Below are 17,134 nucleotides of genomic sequence, written 5' to 3' on the forward strand. Positions count from 1 at the left end.
CCCTGGCTCAGGCCACGGCATGCAGGTAGGGCTTCCAGCTTTCCGGGATGCTGCCCAGTTTCGGGTAACCGAGCGTGCGCAAGTGTCCGCCGGCCAGCAGGAATGGTGTATGCCGCAGCCCTTGTGGCACATCGCGCAGCTCCGGTAGCCAAAGGCTCACGTACTGCGCGTCGGGGTCGTATTCACGGGCTTGGCGCAGCGCATTGAATACCCGGTTTTGCCGTGGGTCATTGCCGACACCGGCCAGGTAGGCCCAGTTGCCCCAGTTACTGGCGGGGTCGTAATCGATTAAATGTTCTTCGAACCAGGCCGCGCCATGTCGCCAATCCTGTTGCAGGTCATTGATCAGGTAGCTGGCGACGACTTGCCGGCCGCGATTGGAGATAAACCCTGTTGCCGCCAGCTCACGCATGTTGGCGTCGATCAGCGGCATGCCGGTTCGCCCGCGTGACCAGTCCTCAAAGCGCTGATCCAGTTGCCGGGGCGCGCGTTCGGTGACTTTCAGGCCGTCGGCTTTGAAGAGCGCGCTACCGTGGCGCCGCAGCGTCCAGCGGAAGAAATCTCGCCAGAGTATTTCGACCCAAAGCCAATAGGTGGAGTCGTTGCGTTTGTACTGCGCCTCGTGCCTGCGCAGTTCGGCGACGACTCGGCGTGCAGAGAGGCTGCCGTTGGCCAGCCAAGGTGAAAACTTCGATGAATACTCGCTGCCGATCATGCCGTTGCGGGTGTCTTTGTACTGCCGCACGTTCTGGGTTTTCCACAGGTAGTCACGCAGCCGGCCCAGCGCAGCGGGCTCACCGCCCGAGAAGGGGAAGGCACTGGCCGGTACGCTGAGCGGTTCACCCAGGCCCAACTGCGACAGCGTTGGCAGCGGTTGCATCAAGGCCAGCGCACCCTCCGGCAGAACGGGCAGGCGCTCCGGTGCGTGGTGCGGTTGGAATACCTGCACACGTTCTTCAATCAGGTTGCGGAAGCGGCTAAACACATGGGGTAACTGATTCAGGGTGAACGGCAATTCTTCGCTGCGCAGCAGGTTATTGGCGGGTGCTTGCTGCAGCGGAATGTGACCAAGGTGCTGGGCGACGCGGGCTACTTGGGCGCGTTCGTCGGGGGCAATTTCTTCCAGCGTCAGCACGCAATCCAGATTGAACTGCGCCACCAGTTGCGTAATGGCCTGCTCCGCGTTGCCCACGATGACCAGCAGGTGTGAGCCGCGCTGGCGCAGTTCGCCTTCCAGCGCGATCAGGCTTTCCAGCAAAAAGCGCACACGGTGTACGCCCATGCGGCGCATGCCGAATTCGTTGAGCTGGAGCTGCGCGGGGTCCAGCACATACACCGGCAGCAGGCATTCAGCGGCTAGGCCCGCTTGCAGCGCGGGATGGTCATCAAGACGAAGATCCTGTTTGAACCACAGCAACGCGCGCATTCAACACCTCCAAGGCATGCAAAAGTTGTACATGATGCATTCAATGTACAATTTCAGTCTAGCAGTGTCAGGTGCAGTGTGCCCATGCAATCGCGCCGCTCGGTTGCTCTGGCCGATCAGAGGCGTTTTCTGCCGCCGGAGGCACTAAACTCTGCCGACCTGTTTAGGAGTAGTCATGGATATTTTCGGCATCGCCGCGTTGATCTTTCTGGTCACCGACCCCTTCGGCAACATCGCCATCTTTATTGCAGCATTAAAGAACGTACCGGCCAAACGCCGTTTATGGATTGCAGCGCGTGAACTGTTGTTTGCCCTGGCACTGTTGCTGTTGTTCCTCACGTTTGGTGACAAAGTGCTCAGCGCTCTGGGCCTGTCGCGTGAAGCCACGGCGATTGCCGGCGGTATTATTCTGTTCGTGATCGCCATGCGCCTGATTTTCCCCGGTCCACAAGGCGTGCTCGGTGATGTGCCAGACGGCGAGCCGATGTTAGTGCCGCTGGCCACTCCGGCAGTGGCGGGGCCTTCCGCCCTCGCGGTCTTGATGACCCTGCGCAACACCCATGAAGGGCCGCTTTGGGAACTTTATGTGGCGGTGCTACTGGCCTGGGCGGCGACCGCCTTTATATTGCTGCAGGCCTCGTTCCTGCAGCGTTTCCTCGGACCTCGCGGGTTAACGGCAGTGGAGCGACTGATGGGCATGTTGTTGATCATGCTCAGCGTCGACATGCTGCTGGATAACCTGCAAAGCGTGTTGCATATCAGCCCATGAAAGCGCTCTTTTTAACGGTTTTAGTCCTGTTGCTCGCCGGCTGCAGCAGCGGCCCACGGATCGATGATCGCTACACGGCCACGGGGCAAAATAGCCGCGTGCAGTACATCGTGCTGCACTACACCTCTGCGGATCTGGCGCGCTCGCTGCAACTATTGACCGAAGGTGACGTGAGCAGCCATTACCTGATTGGCGAGGCCCCGGCGACCATTTACCGTTTGGTGGATGAGAACCGTCGCGCCTGGCATGCGGGGGTCAGTCAGTGGCAGGGGCGTACCTGGCTTAATAGCACGACGATTGGCATTGAGCTGGTCAACCCGGGCTTTTATGACACCCCTTCCGGTCGCCAGTGGCAGCCTTTTGCCCCGGCGCAGATCGATGCGTTGATCGTGCTGCTCAAAGACATCATGCAGCGCCATCAGCTTCCCCCCGGCAGCATCATTGCGCACAGCGATATTGCCCCGCAGCGCAAGGTTGACCCAGGCCCGCTGTTTCCCTGGCAGCGGCTTGCCGATGCCGGCCTGATGCCCTGGCCGGACGCGGCTGCGGTGGCGCGCCAACAAGCGCTGTTTACTACCAGCCTGCCGAGCGTGCGGTGGTTCCAGGAGCAACTGGCGCGTCAGGGCTATGCAGTGCCCACGCATGGCGAGCTGGACCGTGCCACGCGTAACGTCATCGCCGCCCTGCAAATGAAATACCGCCCGTCGCGTTATGACGGCGAGCCGGATGCGCAAACGGCGGCGCTGTTGGTGGTGTTGGCCACGATGGCAGCACAGCGCTAAACCCCATGTGAGCGCGTAGGTTGTTGAAAACGCCGAGGCTGCGAACGCCTCGGCGTTTTTTTATGTATGCATATAAGGCTCTCGACTGTTCGCCTAATGGCACTTCCGCTGAGGCTGCTTTTTACAATTATGTATACAAAGTTGTAGCCAAGAGGTTTTCTATTTGTCTACATTAGGCGAACAAGAACAACAGCGAGAACCTCAGCATGACGACTTCACCTGTTACGCCGTCTCCTACGCAGCGCCCTGAAGACGAAAACCTCGGTATCGGTGCCAACTTCGCCTATGGCTTACAGCACGTGCTGACCATGTATGGCGGCATCGTCGCGGTGCCTCTGATCATCGGCCAAGCGGCTGGCCTGTCGGCGGCAGATATCGGCCTACTGATTGCGGCCTCGCTGTTTGCCGGCGGTTTGGCGACCTTGCTACAAACCCTCGGCCTACCGTTCTTCGGCTCACAGTTACCCTTGGTACAAGGGGTGTCCTTTGCCGGTGTGGCGACCATGGTCGCGATCCTCGGCAGCGGCGGTGAGGGCGGGCTACAGGCGGTATTCGGTGCGGTTATTGGTGCCTCGATTATCGGGTTTTTAATCACCCCGGTGTTCTCACGAATTACCAAGTTCTTTCCCCCGCTGGTGAACGGCATCGTTATCACCATCATCGGCTTGACGCTGATGCCGGTCGCCGCACGCTGGGCGATGGGCGGCAACAGCCAGGCCGCTGACTTCGGCAGCATGGCCAACATCGGCCTGGCCGCGCTGACGCTGGTTACGGTACTGGTGCTGAGCAAGTTGGGCAGTGCGAGCATCTCGCGTTTGTCGATCCTGCTGGCCATGATCATCGGCACTCTGGTGGCCGTGGCATTGGGCATGGCGGACTTCTCCCGCGTGACTGAAGGGCCGATCTTTGCCTTCCCGTCGCCGTTCCACTTCGGTATGCCGACCTTCCACATCGCTGCGATCATTTCCATGGTGATCGTGATCATCGTGACCCTGGTGGAAACCTCGGCGGACATCTTGGCGGTGGGCGACATCATCGAGACCAAGGTCGATTCCAAGCGTCTGGGTGATGGCCTGCGTGCCGACATGATCTCAAGCGTATTCGCGCCCATCTTCGGCTCCTTCACCCAAAGCGCCTTTGCCCAGAACGTCGGCCTGGTGGCTGTGACTGGGGTCAAGAGCCGTTATGTGGTGGCGTCGGCGGGGTTGATTCTGGTGACCCTGGGTCTGCTGCCGATCATGGGCCGTCTGGTGGCTGCAGTGCCGACCTCGGTACTGGGCGGCGCGGGCGTTGTACTGTTCGGTACCGTGGCAGCCAGCGGCATCCGCACCCTGTCCAAGGTTGATTACCGCAACAACATGAACCTGATCATCGTTGCCACCTCGATCGGTTTCGGCATGATCCCAATCGCGGCACCGAGCTTCTATCACCACTTCCCGGCTTGGTTCGAAACCATCTTCCATTCGGGCATCAGCTCGGCCGCGATCATGGCGATTCTGCTCAACTTGATGTTTAACCACTTCAAGACGGGCAACTCGGATCAACAGTCCGTATTTGTCGCCGGCCATGAGCGCACCCTGTGCTACCAAGATGTTGCTGCGCTGAACGACGGTGATTACTTCAAAGGCGGCAAGCTGTTCGATGCCGATGGCAAAGAAGTACCGCTGATCAAGGACGCCTCGGCGGCGCACTAAGCGGGCATTACCCGGCTCAGTCGCGGCGTCCGCGGCTGAGCCGATTGTGCTTTAGCGCGCCTACATCGGTAGCGCCACGTAAAAGTGCGCACCCTGGCCGGCGCGTGAATGCACACCAATCTGCCCGCCGTGCAGCTGCACAATCTCCTTGCACAGGGCCAGGCCCAGACCGGCGCCGCCTTTCTTGCGGCTGACCTGCACGAAGGGTTCAAAAATCCGAGCCTGTTGGCGATAGGGAATGCCTTCGCCGTTATCCGCCACGCTCAGCACCACCCGTTCATCCTGCTGCCGCGCCTGCAGGCGGATATGCCCGCCAGGGTGGCTGTGACGCAGGGCATTGCCGATCAGGTTGTCGAGCACCCGTTCAATTTGCAGCGGGTCGATTTGAATATCCGGCAATGTGCTGTGTACCTCGCACGTCAGGTCTATCTGCAGCTCTGCCGCCTGCGCGCTAAAGCGCTGTTGGGTTTGCAGCAGCAGCGGTTCCAGCGCACAGCTGGACAACTCCAGCGTTTGTAGACCGTTCTGGTAGCGCGAGAAATTCAGCAAGTCGTTGATCAGCCGCAGCAGGCGGTGCATTTCCTCATTCACGGTGGTGAGCAGGTCGTTCTCGCGCGACTCGTCGGCAAACTGCAGGCGCTCTTGCAGCAGCGAAAACGCCATCAGCATGCCGGTGACCGGGGTGCGCAGTTCATGCGAGGCGCGCAGCACGAACTCGCTGCGCACGCGCTCAAAGGCACGCTGCTCGGTGACATCGCGCAGCACCATCACCGCGCACATAAACCGCCCCTCACTGTGGTGAACGCCGGACAGGCTGTAGGCCAGCACACGCTGCTCACCGTCGACCTCGGTCTGCACGTCATCCAGCAGCTCGTCCAGGCTTTCGCCTTGCAGCACCTTGTGCAGTTGTTCGGCCAGGTCGGGCCGCTGCAGGGCTACGTCCAGTTTCTGCCCAAGCTGGGCATCGCCCCAGCCCAGTTGGCGCTGCGCCACTGGATTGATGTGCTCGACCCGGCCGGCGCAATCGAAGATCAGCAAGCCGTCGTCGATGCTGTCGAGCACCGCCTGCAAGCGTTGCTGCTCGGCCTGCAGGGCTTCAACGTCACTGTTCTTGAACTCACGCAGGGCCTCGGCCATCAGGCCGAAGCGCTGGCTCAGGGCGGACATTTCCGCCACCGGGGTCAGCGGCAGGGTGACCTGGAAATCACCCTGGCCGATCTGATCCGCGGCGCGCGCCAGCGCCTCGATAGGCCGGCCGAAGCGTTGGGCAATGCTGTGCGCGGTGACAAACCCAATGACCAGCACCGCCATGCAAATCAGCCCGAGCAAGCCTGCGATCAGCCAGGCGCGTTCCCGTGCGCGGGTTTCTTCAACCTCGACGGCGTTGACATAGCGCGTCTGTACCGCGTTGATGCGGTCACGTAACGCTTCGATGGCGCGGCCGAAGCTGTCATTGCTGAGCAGCTCGCGGCGCACCGTCAGCGGTTTGGCCAGCAGGTTATCGAAGTTGCCGTAGGCGCGCTCAATCTCGGCAATCGCCTGGCGGTCGCTGTCGTCGGTGGCACTTTCCGTCGCCCGCTGCAGCCAGCGTTGGAACTGCTGATCGGAGGCTTTCAGGGCGTCGCGGTCGAGGTCTTCGGCGAGCAGCAGAATCACCTGTTTGCCCAGCTCCTGACGCAGGCCCAGGCTGGCATCGATGATCTGCAAATTGCGAGTCATCGCCTGGTTTTGTACCTGGGTCAGCTGCAGCACGCTGAACATGCCCAGCAGCAACCCGACGATGGCCACGGTCAGCAAGGCGCTGCTGCTGATAAACAGCCGGCTACGCAGCTTCACAGGCTGAGCTGCTTGCGCTTGCGGTACAGGGTTGAGGCATCAATGCCGAGGGTTTTTGCCGCTTGGTCGAGGCTTTCGCTGTTGGCCATCACCGCGCTGATATGGGCCCTCTCCAAGGCTTCCAGGCTTAGCGAGTCGCCGATCTGCGGCGCGCAGGGGCTGGCTTGGGCGTTAAAGCCCAGGTGGCTGACCTGCACCAGTGCCTCGCTGCAGATGATGCTGGCGCGCTCGATGACGTTGCGCAGCTCGCGAATATTGCCCGGCCAGGCGTAAGTCAGCAGCGCCTCGCGCGCTTCCTCGCTGAAGTTGCGTGCGGGCCGCGCATACTCGACGACGAAGCGCGCCAAAAAGCGCTCGGCCAAATCGAGGATATCTTCACGGCGCTCGCGCAGCGGCGGCAAGGTCAGGGTGATGACGTTGAGGCGGTACAACAGGTCTTCGCGAAAACGCCCGTGCTGGACCATTTCATCCAGGTTGAGGTTGGTGGCCGCGAGGATGCGCACATCCGCCTTTCGGGTCAGCGGATCGCCGATGCGCTCGTACTCTTTGTCTTGGATAAACCGCAGCAGTTTGGGCTGCAGGGCCAGCGGGAAGTCACCGATTTCATCGAGGAACAGGCTGCCGCCATCGGCCTGGTTGACCCGCCCCAGGGTGCTTTCACTGGCGCCGGTAAAGGCTCCGCGGTTATGCCCGAACAGCTCGCTTTCCATCAGCTCGGCTGTCAGCGACGGGCAGTTAATGGTGATGCAGGATTTTTTGGTGCGTTTGCTCCAGCGGTGAATGGCCTGCGCCAGTTCGCCCTTGCCGGTGCCGGATTCACCCAGAATAAGGATATTGGCATCGGTGTCGGCCACCTGTTTGGCTGTCTGCAGCACCGCCATCAAGGCTGGGCTCTGTGAGTCCAGACCGTCGCCAGGCTTGCGCACATAGCCTTCGAGGCGCTCCAGGCGCTCGATCAACTGGCGTGCTTCCAGCTGTTTGGCGGCGGCCAGACGCAGCTGCTCGGGGCTGCAGGGTTTGACCAGATAATCCGCTGCCCCGGCTTGGATGGCGTCCACGGCGGTGTCTACCGCCGAGTGCGCGGTGACGATCACCACGCGCATCCAGGGCGCTTGCAGGCGCAGCTGGGCGAGTACCTCCAGGCCGTCGTCTTCGCCCAGGCGCAGGTCGAGGAAACACAGGTCGAAAACCTGGCGCAGCAGCAGAGCGTCCGCCTGGGCGGCGCTGTTGGCGGTGCTCACCTGATAGCCCTGATCTTCTAGGCAATAGCGGAAGGTGCGCAGTATGGCCGGCTCGTCATCGACCAGCAGAATACGTCCAAGGCTGTGTTCATCTGTGCTTGCGTGCATGTCCTTCTCCTTTGCTAAGTGCACAGGCTTAGTCCATGCGCGGTCGTGCAAGTTGCACGGCCGTTCCGCGTTGATCATGCAGGCTGCATGTAGGGGCTGTTTGATGAGTTTATTTAAGTCATTGATATTTATGAGGTTGTTCTGATTTAAAAAGCTGGCATGGCGCTTGCGAACTAGCAGTAACGGCGGCGACAAACGGCTGCCTGATTGTTATCCATTGGAGGAGCTGCCATGCATAAGTTGAAGACGCTGACCCTGGCCATTGCCACCGCGGGCATGATTGGCCTGACGCCTTTCACCGCCTATGCGGCCGAGGGCGATACCAGCCGTGCGCTCAGCGAAGCACGCCAGGAGGGCTCGATCTGGACTGCCATAGCCCTTAATCGCCACCTCAACCCGTTCCCTATCGATGTCGATGTGGCGAACGGCACCGCCACGCTCACCGGCAAAGTGGAAACCGCTGTTGAGCGTGACCTGGCCGAGCAGATTGCGCTGGGTATCGACGGCGTGAAAAAAGTCGACAACCAGCTGACCCTCGACCCGACTTTTGAAGCCAAAGCCAGCACCGAGCCAACCCTGTCGCAGCGTTTTGACGACGCGACCCTGGTCGCCACCGTGAAATCCAAGCTGCTGTGGAACAGCAACACTGAAGGGCTGGACATCAACGTCAACGCGGTGAACGGCAAAGTCAGCCTGATCGGCAGCGCGCAGACCGCCGAGGCCAAAGAGCTGGCCGGTCGCCTGGCCGCTAACACCGACGGCGTGCGTGCGGTGAACAACCAGCTGAGTGTCAGCGCCACCGACAGCACTGCGGCCAAGGCGCAAAACGCCGCTGACGACACCGCTGCAGTGATCAGCGATGCGTGGATCACCAGCAAGGTGAAATCCAGCTTTCTCTACAGCCGTAACCTCGACGGCCTGGATATTTCAGTCGACACCCAGAAGGGCATGGTCAGCCTCAGCGGCACCGTGCTGAGCAACGCCGAGAAGCAATTGGCGGTTGAAACCGCGCGCAATATCCGTGGCGTGCGCGGCGTTGACGCCGACGCACTGCGCATCGGCAGCTAACCCATCCGGGCAGCGGCCCTCGCGGGCGCTGCCTGTTGTTTGCGGCTGCTTGGGCAGCCACTACACCACAGGAGATCCACCATGACTGACACCACCAAGCAACTCAATGAGCTGATCGAGATCACCCGTGACGGTCAGCGCTTTTACGAGCATGCCCACGACGAAGTGAAAGACGTGCGCCTGCAGGTGCTATTTCGCGACATGTCGCAGAGCAAATCTGAGCTGATCCGTGCGCTCGCGGTAAAAGTGGCCGCCAATCAGGACGTGCCCGCCAGTGGCGGTACTTTCGTCGGCAAACTGCGCCAGGTTTACGCCGACACCAAGGCCAACCTCGTCAGCGATACCGAGGCCACTTACGTGGCGCAGCTGGAAGAAGCCGAAGACCGCATCCTGCATGCCTTTGAAGATGCATTGGAAAGCGCCGATCCAGCGACAAAAGCACTGCTGGTGGCCGAAATGCCGAAAGTGCGTGCCAACCATGACCGCATGCGCACCCTGAAACAGTCCATGCGCTGAACCTGTTCCAGTGTGGCGTAGGCCACACTGGGTTTTCCTGCGCTGTGGCGCACCCTTGAGCCGATAAGGAGTATCACCATGCTGAGTTGGGCCATTACCTTTCTGATCATTGCCATCATCGCCGCTGTTCTGGGCTTTGGTGGTATCGCCGGCACCGCCACCGGGATCGCCAAAATCCTGTTCTTGGTCTTTCTGGTGCTGTTTGTTGTGTCGTTCATCATGGGCCGTCGTCCACGTGGATAAAGGAGTTGTCATGACCATCAAGACGCTGCTTGCCGCTCTGTTGCTGGGCGGCAGTGCGGCGGCTTTGGCTGCGGATACTGATGGCCAATTCCGCCTCAATGAGCTGCTTTCCAGTGACCCGGCCTACCAGCAAACCTGGCAGGCGTTAGTGGAAGACGAAAGCCGTTTGCCGGACTGGATCATGAACCTCAGCGGCATCGCCAGCCCCATGCAGGGCTTGGACGACGACGGTGACAAGTACCTGGTTGGCCAGCTATGCGAACAAGACAACTGCTTCAACCAGCGCCTCTACGTCGCCTTCAGTTGGGATAAAGAAGATGCCTACGCCCTCTATGTGCAACTGCCCGACGGCCTGCCGACGGACAAAGCACCCAGCCAGCACGCGACCTTGCGCTGGCTCGGCGAACCGGGTGAAGCGACTCAGCAGCTGCTGCAAGAGCAGCTGAGAAGTGACCCGAACTGGTACTAAGAGTCTCTTTACGATCTGCTGCGCGTCGGCCCTGCTGCGTTAAAAACAGGCTCGGAATGCTCATGTACAACAGTACACTCCGCTTCCTCGCCTGTTTTTGCCTTGCAGGACTCTAGCTCGCAAGCTCGTAAAAAGACTCTCTCCACCTCCTTTGTATAAGCCGCGCTATCATCGCGCCAACTAATTGGGGGAGAGACAGCATGCTCAACGGCTTGTGGCTAGGGTTTTTCGTGGTGGCGGCGATTGCCGGCCTGTCACGCTGGTTACTCGGCGATGACCCGGCGGTATTCGCTGCCATGGTCGAAAGCCTGTTTGCCATGGCCAAGCTGTCGGTCGAGGTTATGGTGCTGCTGTTCGGCACCCTGACCCTCTGGCTCGGTCTGCTGCGTATCGCGGAAAAAGCCGGCCTGGTTGATGCCCTGGCGCGCCTGCTCGGTCCGCTGTTTGCGCGGCTGATGCCGCAAGTGCCGCGTGGCCATCCGGCCCTCGGCCTGATCACCATGAACTTCGCCGCCAACGGCCTGGGTCTGGACAACGCCGCCACGCCGATTGGCCTCAAGGCCATGCGCGCCCTGCAAACCCTCAACCCCAGCAGCACCACGGCGAGTAATGCGCAGATCCTGTTTCTGGTTCTTAACGCCTCGTCGCTGACCCTGCTGCCGGTGACCATTTTTATGTACCGCGCCCAGCAAGGTGCGCCCGACCCGACTCTAGTGTTTCTGCCGATTTTGCTGGCCACCAGCGCCTCAACCCTGGTCGGCCTGCTGTCGGTGGCGCTGATGCAGCGCCTGCGCCTATGGGACCCGGTGGTGCTGGCATACCTTGTGCCGGGCGCGCTGGCTTTGGGCGCGTTTATGGCGCTGCTGGCGACCATGTCGGCCACCGCGCTTGCAGCCCTTTCGTCGCTGGCGGGCAACCTCACCCTGTTCGGCATCATCATGCTGTTTGTGTTGATGGGCGCGCTGAAAAAGGTGGCGGTGTACGAGGAGTTTGTTGAAGGCGCCAAAGAAGGTTTCGACGTGGCCAAGAGCCTGCTGCCTTACCTGGTGGCGATGCTCTGCGCGATTGGCGTGCTGCGCGCTTCTGGCGCCTTGGAGTTTGGCCTCGACGGCATTCGCTGGTTGGTCGAGGTGATTGGCTGGGACACGCGCTTTGTCGAGGCCCTGCCCACGGCCATGGTTAAGCCGTTTTCCGGCAGTGCGGCGCGGGCCATGTTGATTGAAACCATGCAAACTCAGGGCGTCGACAGCTTTGCGGCGTTAGTCGCCGCCACGGTGCAAGGCAGCACGGAAACCACCTTTTACGTACTGGCGGTGTACTTCGGCGCGGTGGGTATCCAGCGCGTACGCCATGCTGTGGGTTGCGCGCTGCTGGCGGAGTTTGCCGGCGTGGTGGCGGCTATCCTGGTGTGCTACTGGTTCTTCGGCTAAAGCCAGTACAACCGTTTAGCCCGGATTGGTTTAGCCGTGGTTACTCCACCACCTTAAAGCGCAGCACACCAATCATCTGCCCGGCTTCAGTCAGCACCTGCACCTGCCAGCGGCCTACGGCGTCGGCGGGGAAGTTCTGTTTGTGGGTCCAGGCGCGGTAGCCTTCTTTGCGGCCACCGTGGATGTTCAGGGCGATGCGTTCGACTTCGCCGCCGTCGCGCCGCCAAACGTGATAAATCCGCTCATTCAGCCCCCGCGGCGCACTGATCGCGGTGTAGGCATACAGGCCCTCGCTGCGCAGTTGCGCCACGCTCAACTCCTTGATACGCGCGCCCGGCGTGCGGTTTGCGTTGTCGAATTCACGGGTTACCGCTTCCTCGGTCAGCCACAGGGTGGCGGGCGGCACCCAGGTTCGCACCAACCAACCGCCTGCGCCGAGGGCCAGGGTCAGGCCGACCAGCAGCAGCCCACGCCACCAGCGCTGCACGGTGATAATCGCGAACAGCGAGGGAAAGGACAGGATAACCGCCGCCGCCAGCGCCAGTTGATAGCTCTGCGGGGTGGTCAGTTTGAAGATGATCGGCAGCGCCGTGAGCAGCACGGCGAACAGCGTCAGGGTGTGATAGGCCAGAAACAGCCAGCGTTTCGGTGCCAGCCAGCGGTAGTACAGCGGGTCGATAATCGAGACCAATGCCGCCGCCGCCAACAGGCCGCTGAATAACAACTGGCCGCTGTCCCACGTGGTGGTGATAAAGAAGAACGGCAGGACGAAGAACAGGCTCTCTTGGTGGATCATCTGCGTCGCGTAGCGCAGCAAGGGTGGCGGCAACTCGAAGCCGAAGCGTTTAGCGATGCTCTCACGCAGGACGTTTTCCAAAATCAGCCACAGCCAGCTGACCAGCATCACCAGCGCCAATACCTGTGCCAGTTCGGCCTGCCGCTCGACCAGCAGAAAGCTCGCCAGCCCAGAGGCAAAGCCAAAAATCGCGACCATGCCGGGGTGACGCTGGACCAGCGCAATCAGCTTGAACATCTGTTGTTTTAAGACGGGCATAAGAACGCGATTACTCCGACCACACGGCCAGCCGATTGCCGCTCGGGTCGCTGAACGCGAAGCGTCGCCCGCCGGGGAAGCTGAAGATTTCCTGGGTGATCTGCCCGCCCGCCGCCGCCACGTGAGCGCACACCCCTTCCAGATCCGTGGCGTAAATCACCACCAGCGGGCCGGCACCCACTGCGCTGTCGGTGGTAAAGCCGCCCGTTAGGCGCCCGTCGGTAAAGCTGCTGTAGTGCGGGCCATAGTCGGTAAAGCGCCAGCCAAACACCTGTTGATAAAACTGCTTGAGCGCCGGCAGGTCGACGGCGGCGAATTCGATGTAATCGATACGCAGGTTCTGTTCGGCTTGGCTCATGGCGGCATACTTGGGCGAGTGGCGGGGCGCAGAGCATAACGCGCCCAGCTGGCCAGGGCGCAAGCATCTGTCGCCGCTGGCAACGCGCTTTGGCCGGCCTTGTTCGTGTATCACCGCCTTCGCCCGATAGCGTGCCGCGGATAAAAACAGGTGATTGTCCACTCGGCCTCGGTCATTATCCGCCGTCCGGCATGCGTGCAATTAATGTTGGCGGCACCCAAGCAGGTATCCAAGCGGGTGTGGTGGGTCATAAATACGCGGGTTAGTGGGGTTGTTCGGTATTACGTCGTGCAACCTGGGCCTGAGCGGTTAGACTCTTGTTCTCCCGGGCGCACTCAAAAGGGGCGTACGGGTCCAAAAACAAACAGAAAAGGAGAACTCCCATGAAAGGTAAATCCCTGACATGGGCCCTGTCGGCTGCACTCGCAGGTATTACCCTGAGCAGCGCCGTACAGGCCGAAGAGAAATTCGTCACCATCGGCACCGGTGGTCAAACCGGCGTTTATTACGTTGCCGGTCAATCGATCTGCCGCTTCCTCAATCGCGGTGCGACCGAACACAACATTAAGTGCAACGCCCCAGCCAGCGGCGGCGGTGTGGCCAACGTTAACGGCATCCGCAGTGGCGAATTCAATTTCGGCATCATGCAGTCGGATCACCAGTTCAAAGCGATGAAAGGCGTGGCACCGTTCGAGAAAGAAGGCGCCATGGAGGACATCCGTGCGGTGTTCTCGCTGCAGAGTGAGGTGTTCACCATCCTCGCCCGCCGTGATGCCAAGATCGCCAGCTTCGATGACCTCAAAGGCAAGCGCGTCAACATCGGCAACCCAGGTTCCGGTCAGCGCGATACCCTCGAAGAGATCATGCAGGTTAAGGGCTGGGATCGCTCCGCCTTCTCCCTGGCTGCCGAGTTGAAGCCCGCTGAGCAAGCATCTGCCCTGGGCGACAACAACATCGACGCGATGACCTACTTCGTCGGCCATCCGAATGGCGCGATCCAGGAAGCGACCACCACCACCGACGCCGTACTGGTGCCAGTGACCGGTGCTGAAATCGACAAGCTGCTGGCGGAGAAGAGCTACTACACCAAGGCCGATATTCCCGGCGGCGTGTACAAGGGCAACGACGCGCCAACCCCATCGATCGGGGGCAAAGCGGTGCTGTCCACCTCGGCTAAAGCCAGCCCAGAAGTGGTTTACCAGCTGGTTAAGTCGGTGTTCGACAACATTGATCGCTTCAAGCGTCTGCACCCTGCATTTGCTGACCTGAAAGAAGAAGACATGATCAAAGTCGGCCTCAGCGCACCGCTGCACGAAGGTGCCGTGCGTTACTACAAAGAGCGCGGCTGGCTGTAAGCCTGCTGACGATCGCGAGATCGTAAACAGGTTTAGACGGCTTACGGCCTGGAAACAGGCTAGCGTCTTTAGATAAGCAAACCCGCAGCTGCAAGGCTGCGGGTTTTGCCGTTTTCCGTACTCTCGAATGCAGGCTCAACCCATGCATGACAAGCAACTGTCCACCGAAGAACTGATCGCCCAGGATGTCGGTGCGCGCACCCCGCTGGGGGCCATGGCGCAGGTGATCACCGGCCTGGCCCTGCTCTGGTCGCTGTTTCAACTGTGGATCGCCTCGCCGCTGCCGTTTGTGTTCGGCATTGGCGTGTTCAACGACACCGAAACCCGCGCTATCCACCTGGCGTTTGCCCTGCTGTTGGCGTTTCTCGCTTACCCAGCCTTTCGCAAGTCGCCGCGCGATCGCGTGCCGCTGCTGGATGTCGCCCTGGGCCTGGTCGCTGCCGCCAGCGCCGCCTACCTGTTTATCTTCTACCAGCAGCTGGCTTTGCGTCCGGGCAGCCTGACCACGGCTGACTTGGTTACCGCTTGTATCGGCATTCCGTTGTTGCTGGAAGCCACGCGCCGCGCCCTTGGCCCGCCGCTGGCGATTATTGCCTTGCTGTTTCTTATCTACAGCCTGGCCGGGCCGTATATGCCCGGGCTGCTGGCGCACCGTGGGGTCAGCTTCAATGCGATGGCCAACCACCAGTGGATCACCACCGAAGGGGTGTTCGGCATCGCCCTCGGCGTATCCACCAGCTTCGTGTTTCTCTTCGTGCTGTTCGGCGCGCTGCTCGAACGCGCGGGCGCAGGGCATTACTTTATTCAGCTGGCCTTCAGCATGCTCGGCCACTTCCGTGGTGGCCCGGCCAAGGCGGCCGTGGTGGCTTCTGGTTTGACCGGTCTGATTTCCGGCTCGTCGATTGCCAACGTGGTGACCACCGGCACCTTCACCATCCCCATGATGAAGCGCACCGGCTTCTCGGCCGAGAAGGCCGGCGCGGTGGAAGTGGCGTCGTCGGTGAATGGCCAGATCATGCCGCCGGTGATGGGTGCGGCGGCCTTTCTGATGGTCGAGTACATCGGCATGCCCTATGTCGAGATCATCAAGCACGCCTTCCTGCCGGCCGCGATTTCCTATATCGCCCTGCTGTATATCGTCCACCTAGAATCCCTCAAGCTCGGCCTGCAGCCGGTGGGCGGGCATCAGCCCAAGCCTTGGTTGCGTCGCCTGACCGGCTTCGCCTTTGGTGCGGCGCTGATCAGCGGCTTGTCGCTGGCGGTGTATTACGGCCTCGGCTGGCTCAAGCCGGCGCTGGGTGAATACGCCTTGCCAGGTATCGGCGCGCTGTTGGCGCTGGTCTACCTGGGCCTGCTGAAAATTGCCGCCAGCGTACCGGTGCTGCCCGAAGAAGACCCGGACGCGCCGCTCGACAAATTGCCGCAAACCCGCGCCGTGCTGCTTTCCGGTTTGCACTTTCTGCTGCCGGTGGTGGTGCTGGTCTGGTGCCTGATGATTGAGCGCCTGTCTCCGGGCCTGTCGGCTTTCTGGGGCAGCGTGATGCTGGTGATCATCCTGCTCACCCAGCGCCCATTGCTGACCTGGCTGCGCACCGATGGCACGCATGCCCACGGCTCGTTTATGGACGGCGTGATCGACCTGCGTGAAGGCCTGATTGCCGGCGCGCGCAACATGATCGGCATCGGTATTGCCACCGCAGCGGCGGGCATCATCGTCGGCGCGGTGTCGCAAACCGGGGTTGGCCTGGTGCTGGCTGATCTGGTTGAGCTGCTGTCGATGGGCAACCTGCTGCTGATGCTGGTGCTGACGGCGATCTTCAGCCTGGTGCTGGGCATGGGCCTGCCGACCACCGCCAACTACATCGTGGTGTCCAGCCTGCTGGTACCGGTGATCGTCACCCTCGGCCAGCAGAACGGCCTGATTGTGCCGCTGATTGCCGTGCACCTGTTCGTCTTCTACTTCGGCATCATGGCCGACGTCACGCCGCCGGTGGGCCTGGCCTCGTTTGCCGCTGCAGCAGTGTCCAAGGGCGACCCGATCAAGACTGGGATTCAAGCGTTCTACTACAGCCTGCGCACGGCGGTGTTGCCGTTCCTGTTTATCTTCAATACCGACCTGTTGCTGATCGACGTGGATTTCTGGCACGGCGTGCTGATCTTTATCATCGCCACCGCGGCCATGCTGATTTTCGCCGCCGGCAGCCAGGGCTACTTCCTGGTGCGCAGCCGCTGGTATGAAAACGTATTGCTGTTACTGGTGGCCTTCACCTTGTTCCGGCCGGGCTTCTGGATGGACATGGTGCACGACCCTTACCGTGACATCCCGCCGGCGCAACTGACTCAGGCCCTGGGTGATGTGGCCGATGGCAGCCAGCTGCGTCTGCGCATCAAAGGTGAAGATGCCGTGGGCGATGCCCGCGAATTCAGCCTGTTGCTGCCTGTGCCGGAGGGCGCCACGGGTGAAGAGCGCCTGGAGAAGCTCGGCCTGCTGACCTATGAAGAGGGCGGTAAGGTGCTGGTCGACAGCGTCACCTTCGGCAGCCCGGCGGCCGAAGCGGGCCTGGAGTTCGATCAGGAAATCCTCAAGGTGCGCGCACCAACGGATCGCTGGACCAAGGAGTTAATGTGGATTCCGGGCTTCCTGCTGTTCGCCCTGGTGGTCTGGTTGCAGCGTCGGCGCCGCTCAGCCTTAGGTAACGCGCCAGCGTGATGCGCTAACCTCGTCCTACAAAGGCAGCCTCGGCTGCCTTTGTAGTTTCAGCGGTTTGTTTTATAACGCTCAGCG

15 protein-coding genes are annotated in these 17,134 nt (G+C 61.0%); 10 read left to right on the forward strand and 5 right to left on the reverse strand.

All coding sequences use genetic code 11. The features are described 5' to 3' along the window. Positions 1–7 precede the first annotated feature (7 nt). A complete protein-coding gene (locus tag AC0J6G_RS17245; protein WP_475249816.1) occupies positions 8–1,426 on the reverse strand; it encodes a DASH family cryptochrome in 1,419 nt (472 codons plus the stop codon). Positions 1,427–1,601: 175 nt separating this feature from the next. On the opposite strand from AC0J6G_RS17245, the gene AC0J6G_RS17250 reads away from it, so the two are divergent. The 3 genes from AC0J6G_RS17250 (at position 1,602) to AC0J6G_RS17260 (ending at position 4,671) form a co-directional block, all read left to right on the forward strand. Continuing rightward, complete coding sequence (locus AC0J6G_RS17250; protein WP_475249818.1) at positions 1,602–2,195, forward strand: MarC family protein; 594 nt, start codon at positions 1,602–1,604, stop codon at positions 2,193–2,195. Continuing rightward, positions 2,192–2,977: an N-acetylmuramoyl-L-alanine amidase gene (locus AC0J6G_RS17255; RefSeq protein WP_475249820.1), complete on the forward strand. Its 786-nt coding sequence runs from the start codon at positions 2,192–2,194 to the stop codon at positions 2,975–2,977. Before AC0J6G_RS17250 ends, AC0J6G_RS17255 begins: the two co-directional genes overlap by 4 nt. 206 nt (positions 2,978–3,183) lie before the next feature. Continuing rightward, a complete protein-coding gene (locus AC0J6G_RS17260; RefSeq protein ID WP_475249822.1) occupies positions 3,184–4,671 on the forward strand; it encodes a nucleobase:cation symporter-2 family protein in 1,488 nt (495 codons plus the stop codon). Between the two features lie 60 nt (positions 4,672–4,731). Here AC0J6G_RS17260 and AC0J6G_RS17265 read toward each other — a convergent pair whose 3' ends face one another. After that, the gene (locus AC0J6G_RS17265) at positions 4,732–6,507 is read right to left on the reverse strand and encodes a KinB sensor domain-containing domain (RefSeq protein ID WP_475249824.1); all 1,776 of its coding nucleotides are present in this window, start codon (positions 6,505–6,507) and stop codon (positions 4,732–4,734) included. Next, the gene (algB, locus tag AC0J6G_RS17270) at positions 6,504–7,856 is read right to left on the reverse strand and encodes a sigma-54-dependent response regulator transcription factor AlgB (protein ID WP_475249826.1); all 1,353 of its coding nucleotides are present in this window, start codon (positions 7,854–7,856) and stop codon (positions 6,504–6,506) included. Before algB ends, AC0J6G_RS17265 begins: the two co-directional genes overlap by 4 nt. Before the next feature lie 231 nt (positions 7,857–8,087). On the opposite strand from algB, the gene AC0J6G_RS17275 reads away from it, so the two are divergent. From AC0J6G_RS17275 to AC0J6G_RS17295, 5 genes are all read left to right on the forward strand, one after another. After that, positions 8,088–8,924: a BON domain-containing protein gene (locus tag AC0J6G_RS17275; RefSeq protein ID WP_475249828.1), complete on the forward strand. Its 837-nt coding sequence runs from the start codon at positions 8,088–8,090 to the stop codon at positions 8,922–8,924. 81 nt (positions 8,925–9,005) lie between these two features. Further along, positions 9,006–9,440 carry a ferritin-like domain-containing protein gene (locus AC0J6G_RS17280; protein ID WP_475249830.1) on the forward strand — a complete coding sequence of 145 codons (435 nt, stop codon included), beginning with the start codon at positions 9,006–9,008 and terminating at the stop codon, positions 9,438–9,440. A gap of 78 nt (positions 9,441–9,518) precedes the next feature. Then, on the forward strand, positions 9,519–9,683 hold the full coding sequence (locus tag AC0J6G_RS17285) for a DUF1328 domain-containing protein (protein WP_475249831.1): 165 nt from the start codon (positions 9,519–9,521) through the stop codon (positions 9,681–9,683). A gap of 10 nt (positions 9,684–9,693) precedes the next feature. Then, positions 9,694–10,152: an inhibitor of vertebrate lysozyme family protein gene (locus tag AC0J6G_RS17290; RefSeq protein ID WP_475249833.1), complete on the forward strand. Its 459-nt coding sequence runs from the start codon at positions 9,694–9,696 to the stop codon at positions 10,150–10,152. Positions 10,153–10,352: 200 nt separating this feature from the next. Further along, on the forward strand, positions 10,353–11,582 hold the full coding sequence (locus tag AC0J6G_RS17295) for a nucleoside recognition domain-containing protein (RefSeq protein WP_475249835.1): 1,230 nt from the start codon (positions 10,353–10,355) through the stop codon (positions 11,580–11,582). Between the two features lie 40 nt (positions 11,583–11,622). On the opposite strand, the gene AC0J6G_RS17300 is transcribed toward AC0J6G_RS17295, so the two are convergent. Together AC0J6G_RS17300 and AC0J6G_RS17305 are read right to left on the reverse strand one after the other, a co-directional pair. After that, positions 11,623–12,636, reverse strand: coding sequence for a DUF5924 family protein (locus tag AC0J6G_RS17300; protein ID WP_475249837.1), 1,014 nt, complete (start codon positions 12,634–12,636; stop codon positions 11,623–11,625). A 10-nt stretch (positions 12,637–12,646) separates the two neighbouring features. After that, entirely contained in the window at positions 12,647–12,994 is a 348-nt protein-coding gene (locus AC0J6G_RS17305; RefSeq protein ID WP_475249839.1) for a VOC family protein, read from the reverse strand. 383 nt (positions 12,995–13,377) lie between these two features. Here AC0J6G_RS17305 and AC0J6G_RS17310 point away from each other — a divergent pair, with 383 nt between their 5' ends. Further along, complete coding sequence (locus AC0J6G_RS17310) at positions 13,378–14,349, forward strand: TAXI family TRAP transporter solute-binding subunit (protein ID WP_475249841.1); 972 nt, start codon at positions 13,378–13,380, stop codon at positions 14,347–14,349. Positions 14,350–14,491: 142 nt separating this feature from the next. Further along, on the forward strand, positions 14,492–17,059 hold the full coding sequence (locus AC0J6G_RS17315) for a TRAP transporter permease (RefSeq protein ID WP_475249843.1): 2,568 nt from the start codon (positions 14,492–14,494) through the stop codon (positions 17,057–17,059). Positions 17,060–17,134 lie beyond the last annotated feature (75 nt).

It is taken from the genome of Pseudomonas sp. TS_SC_3 (assembly GCF_056156225.1).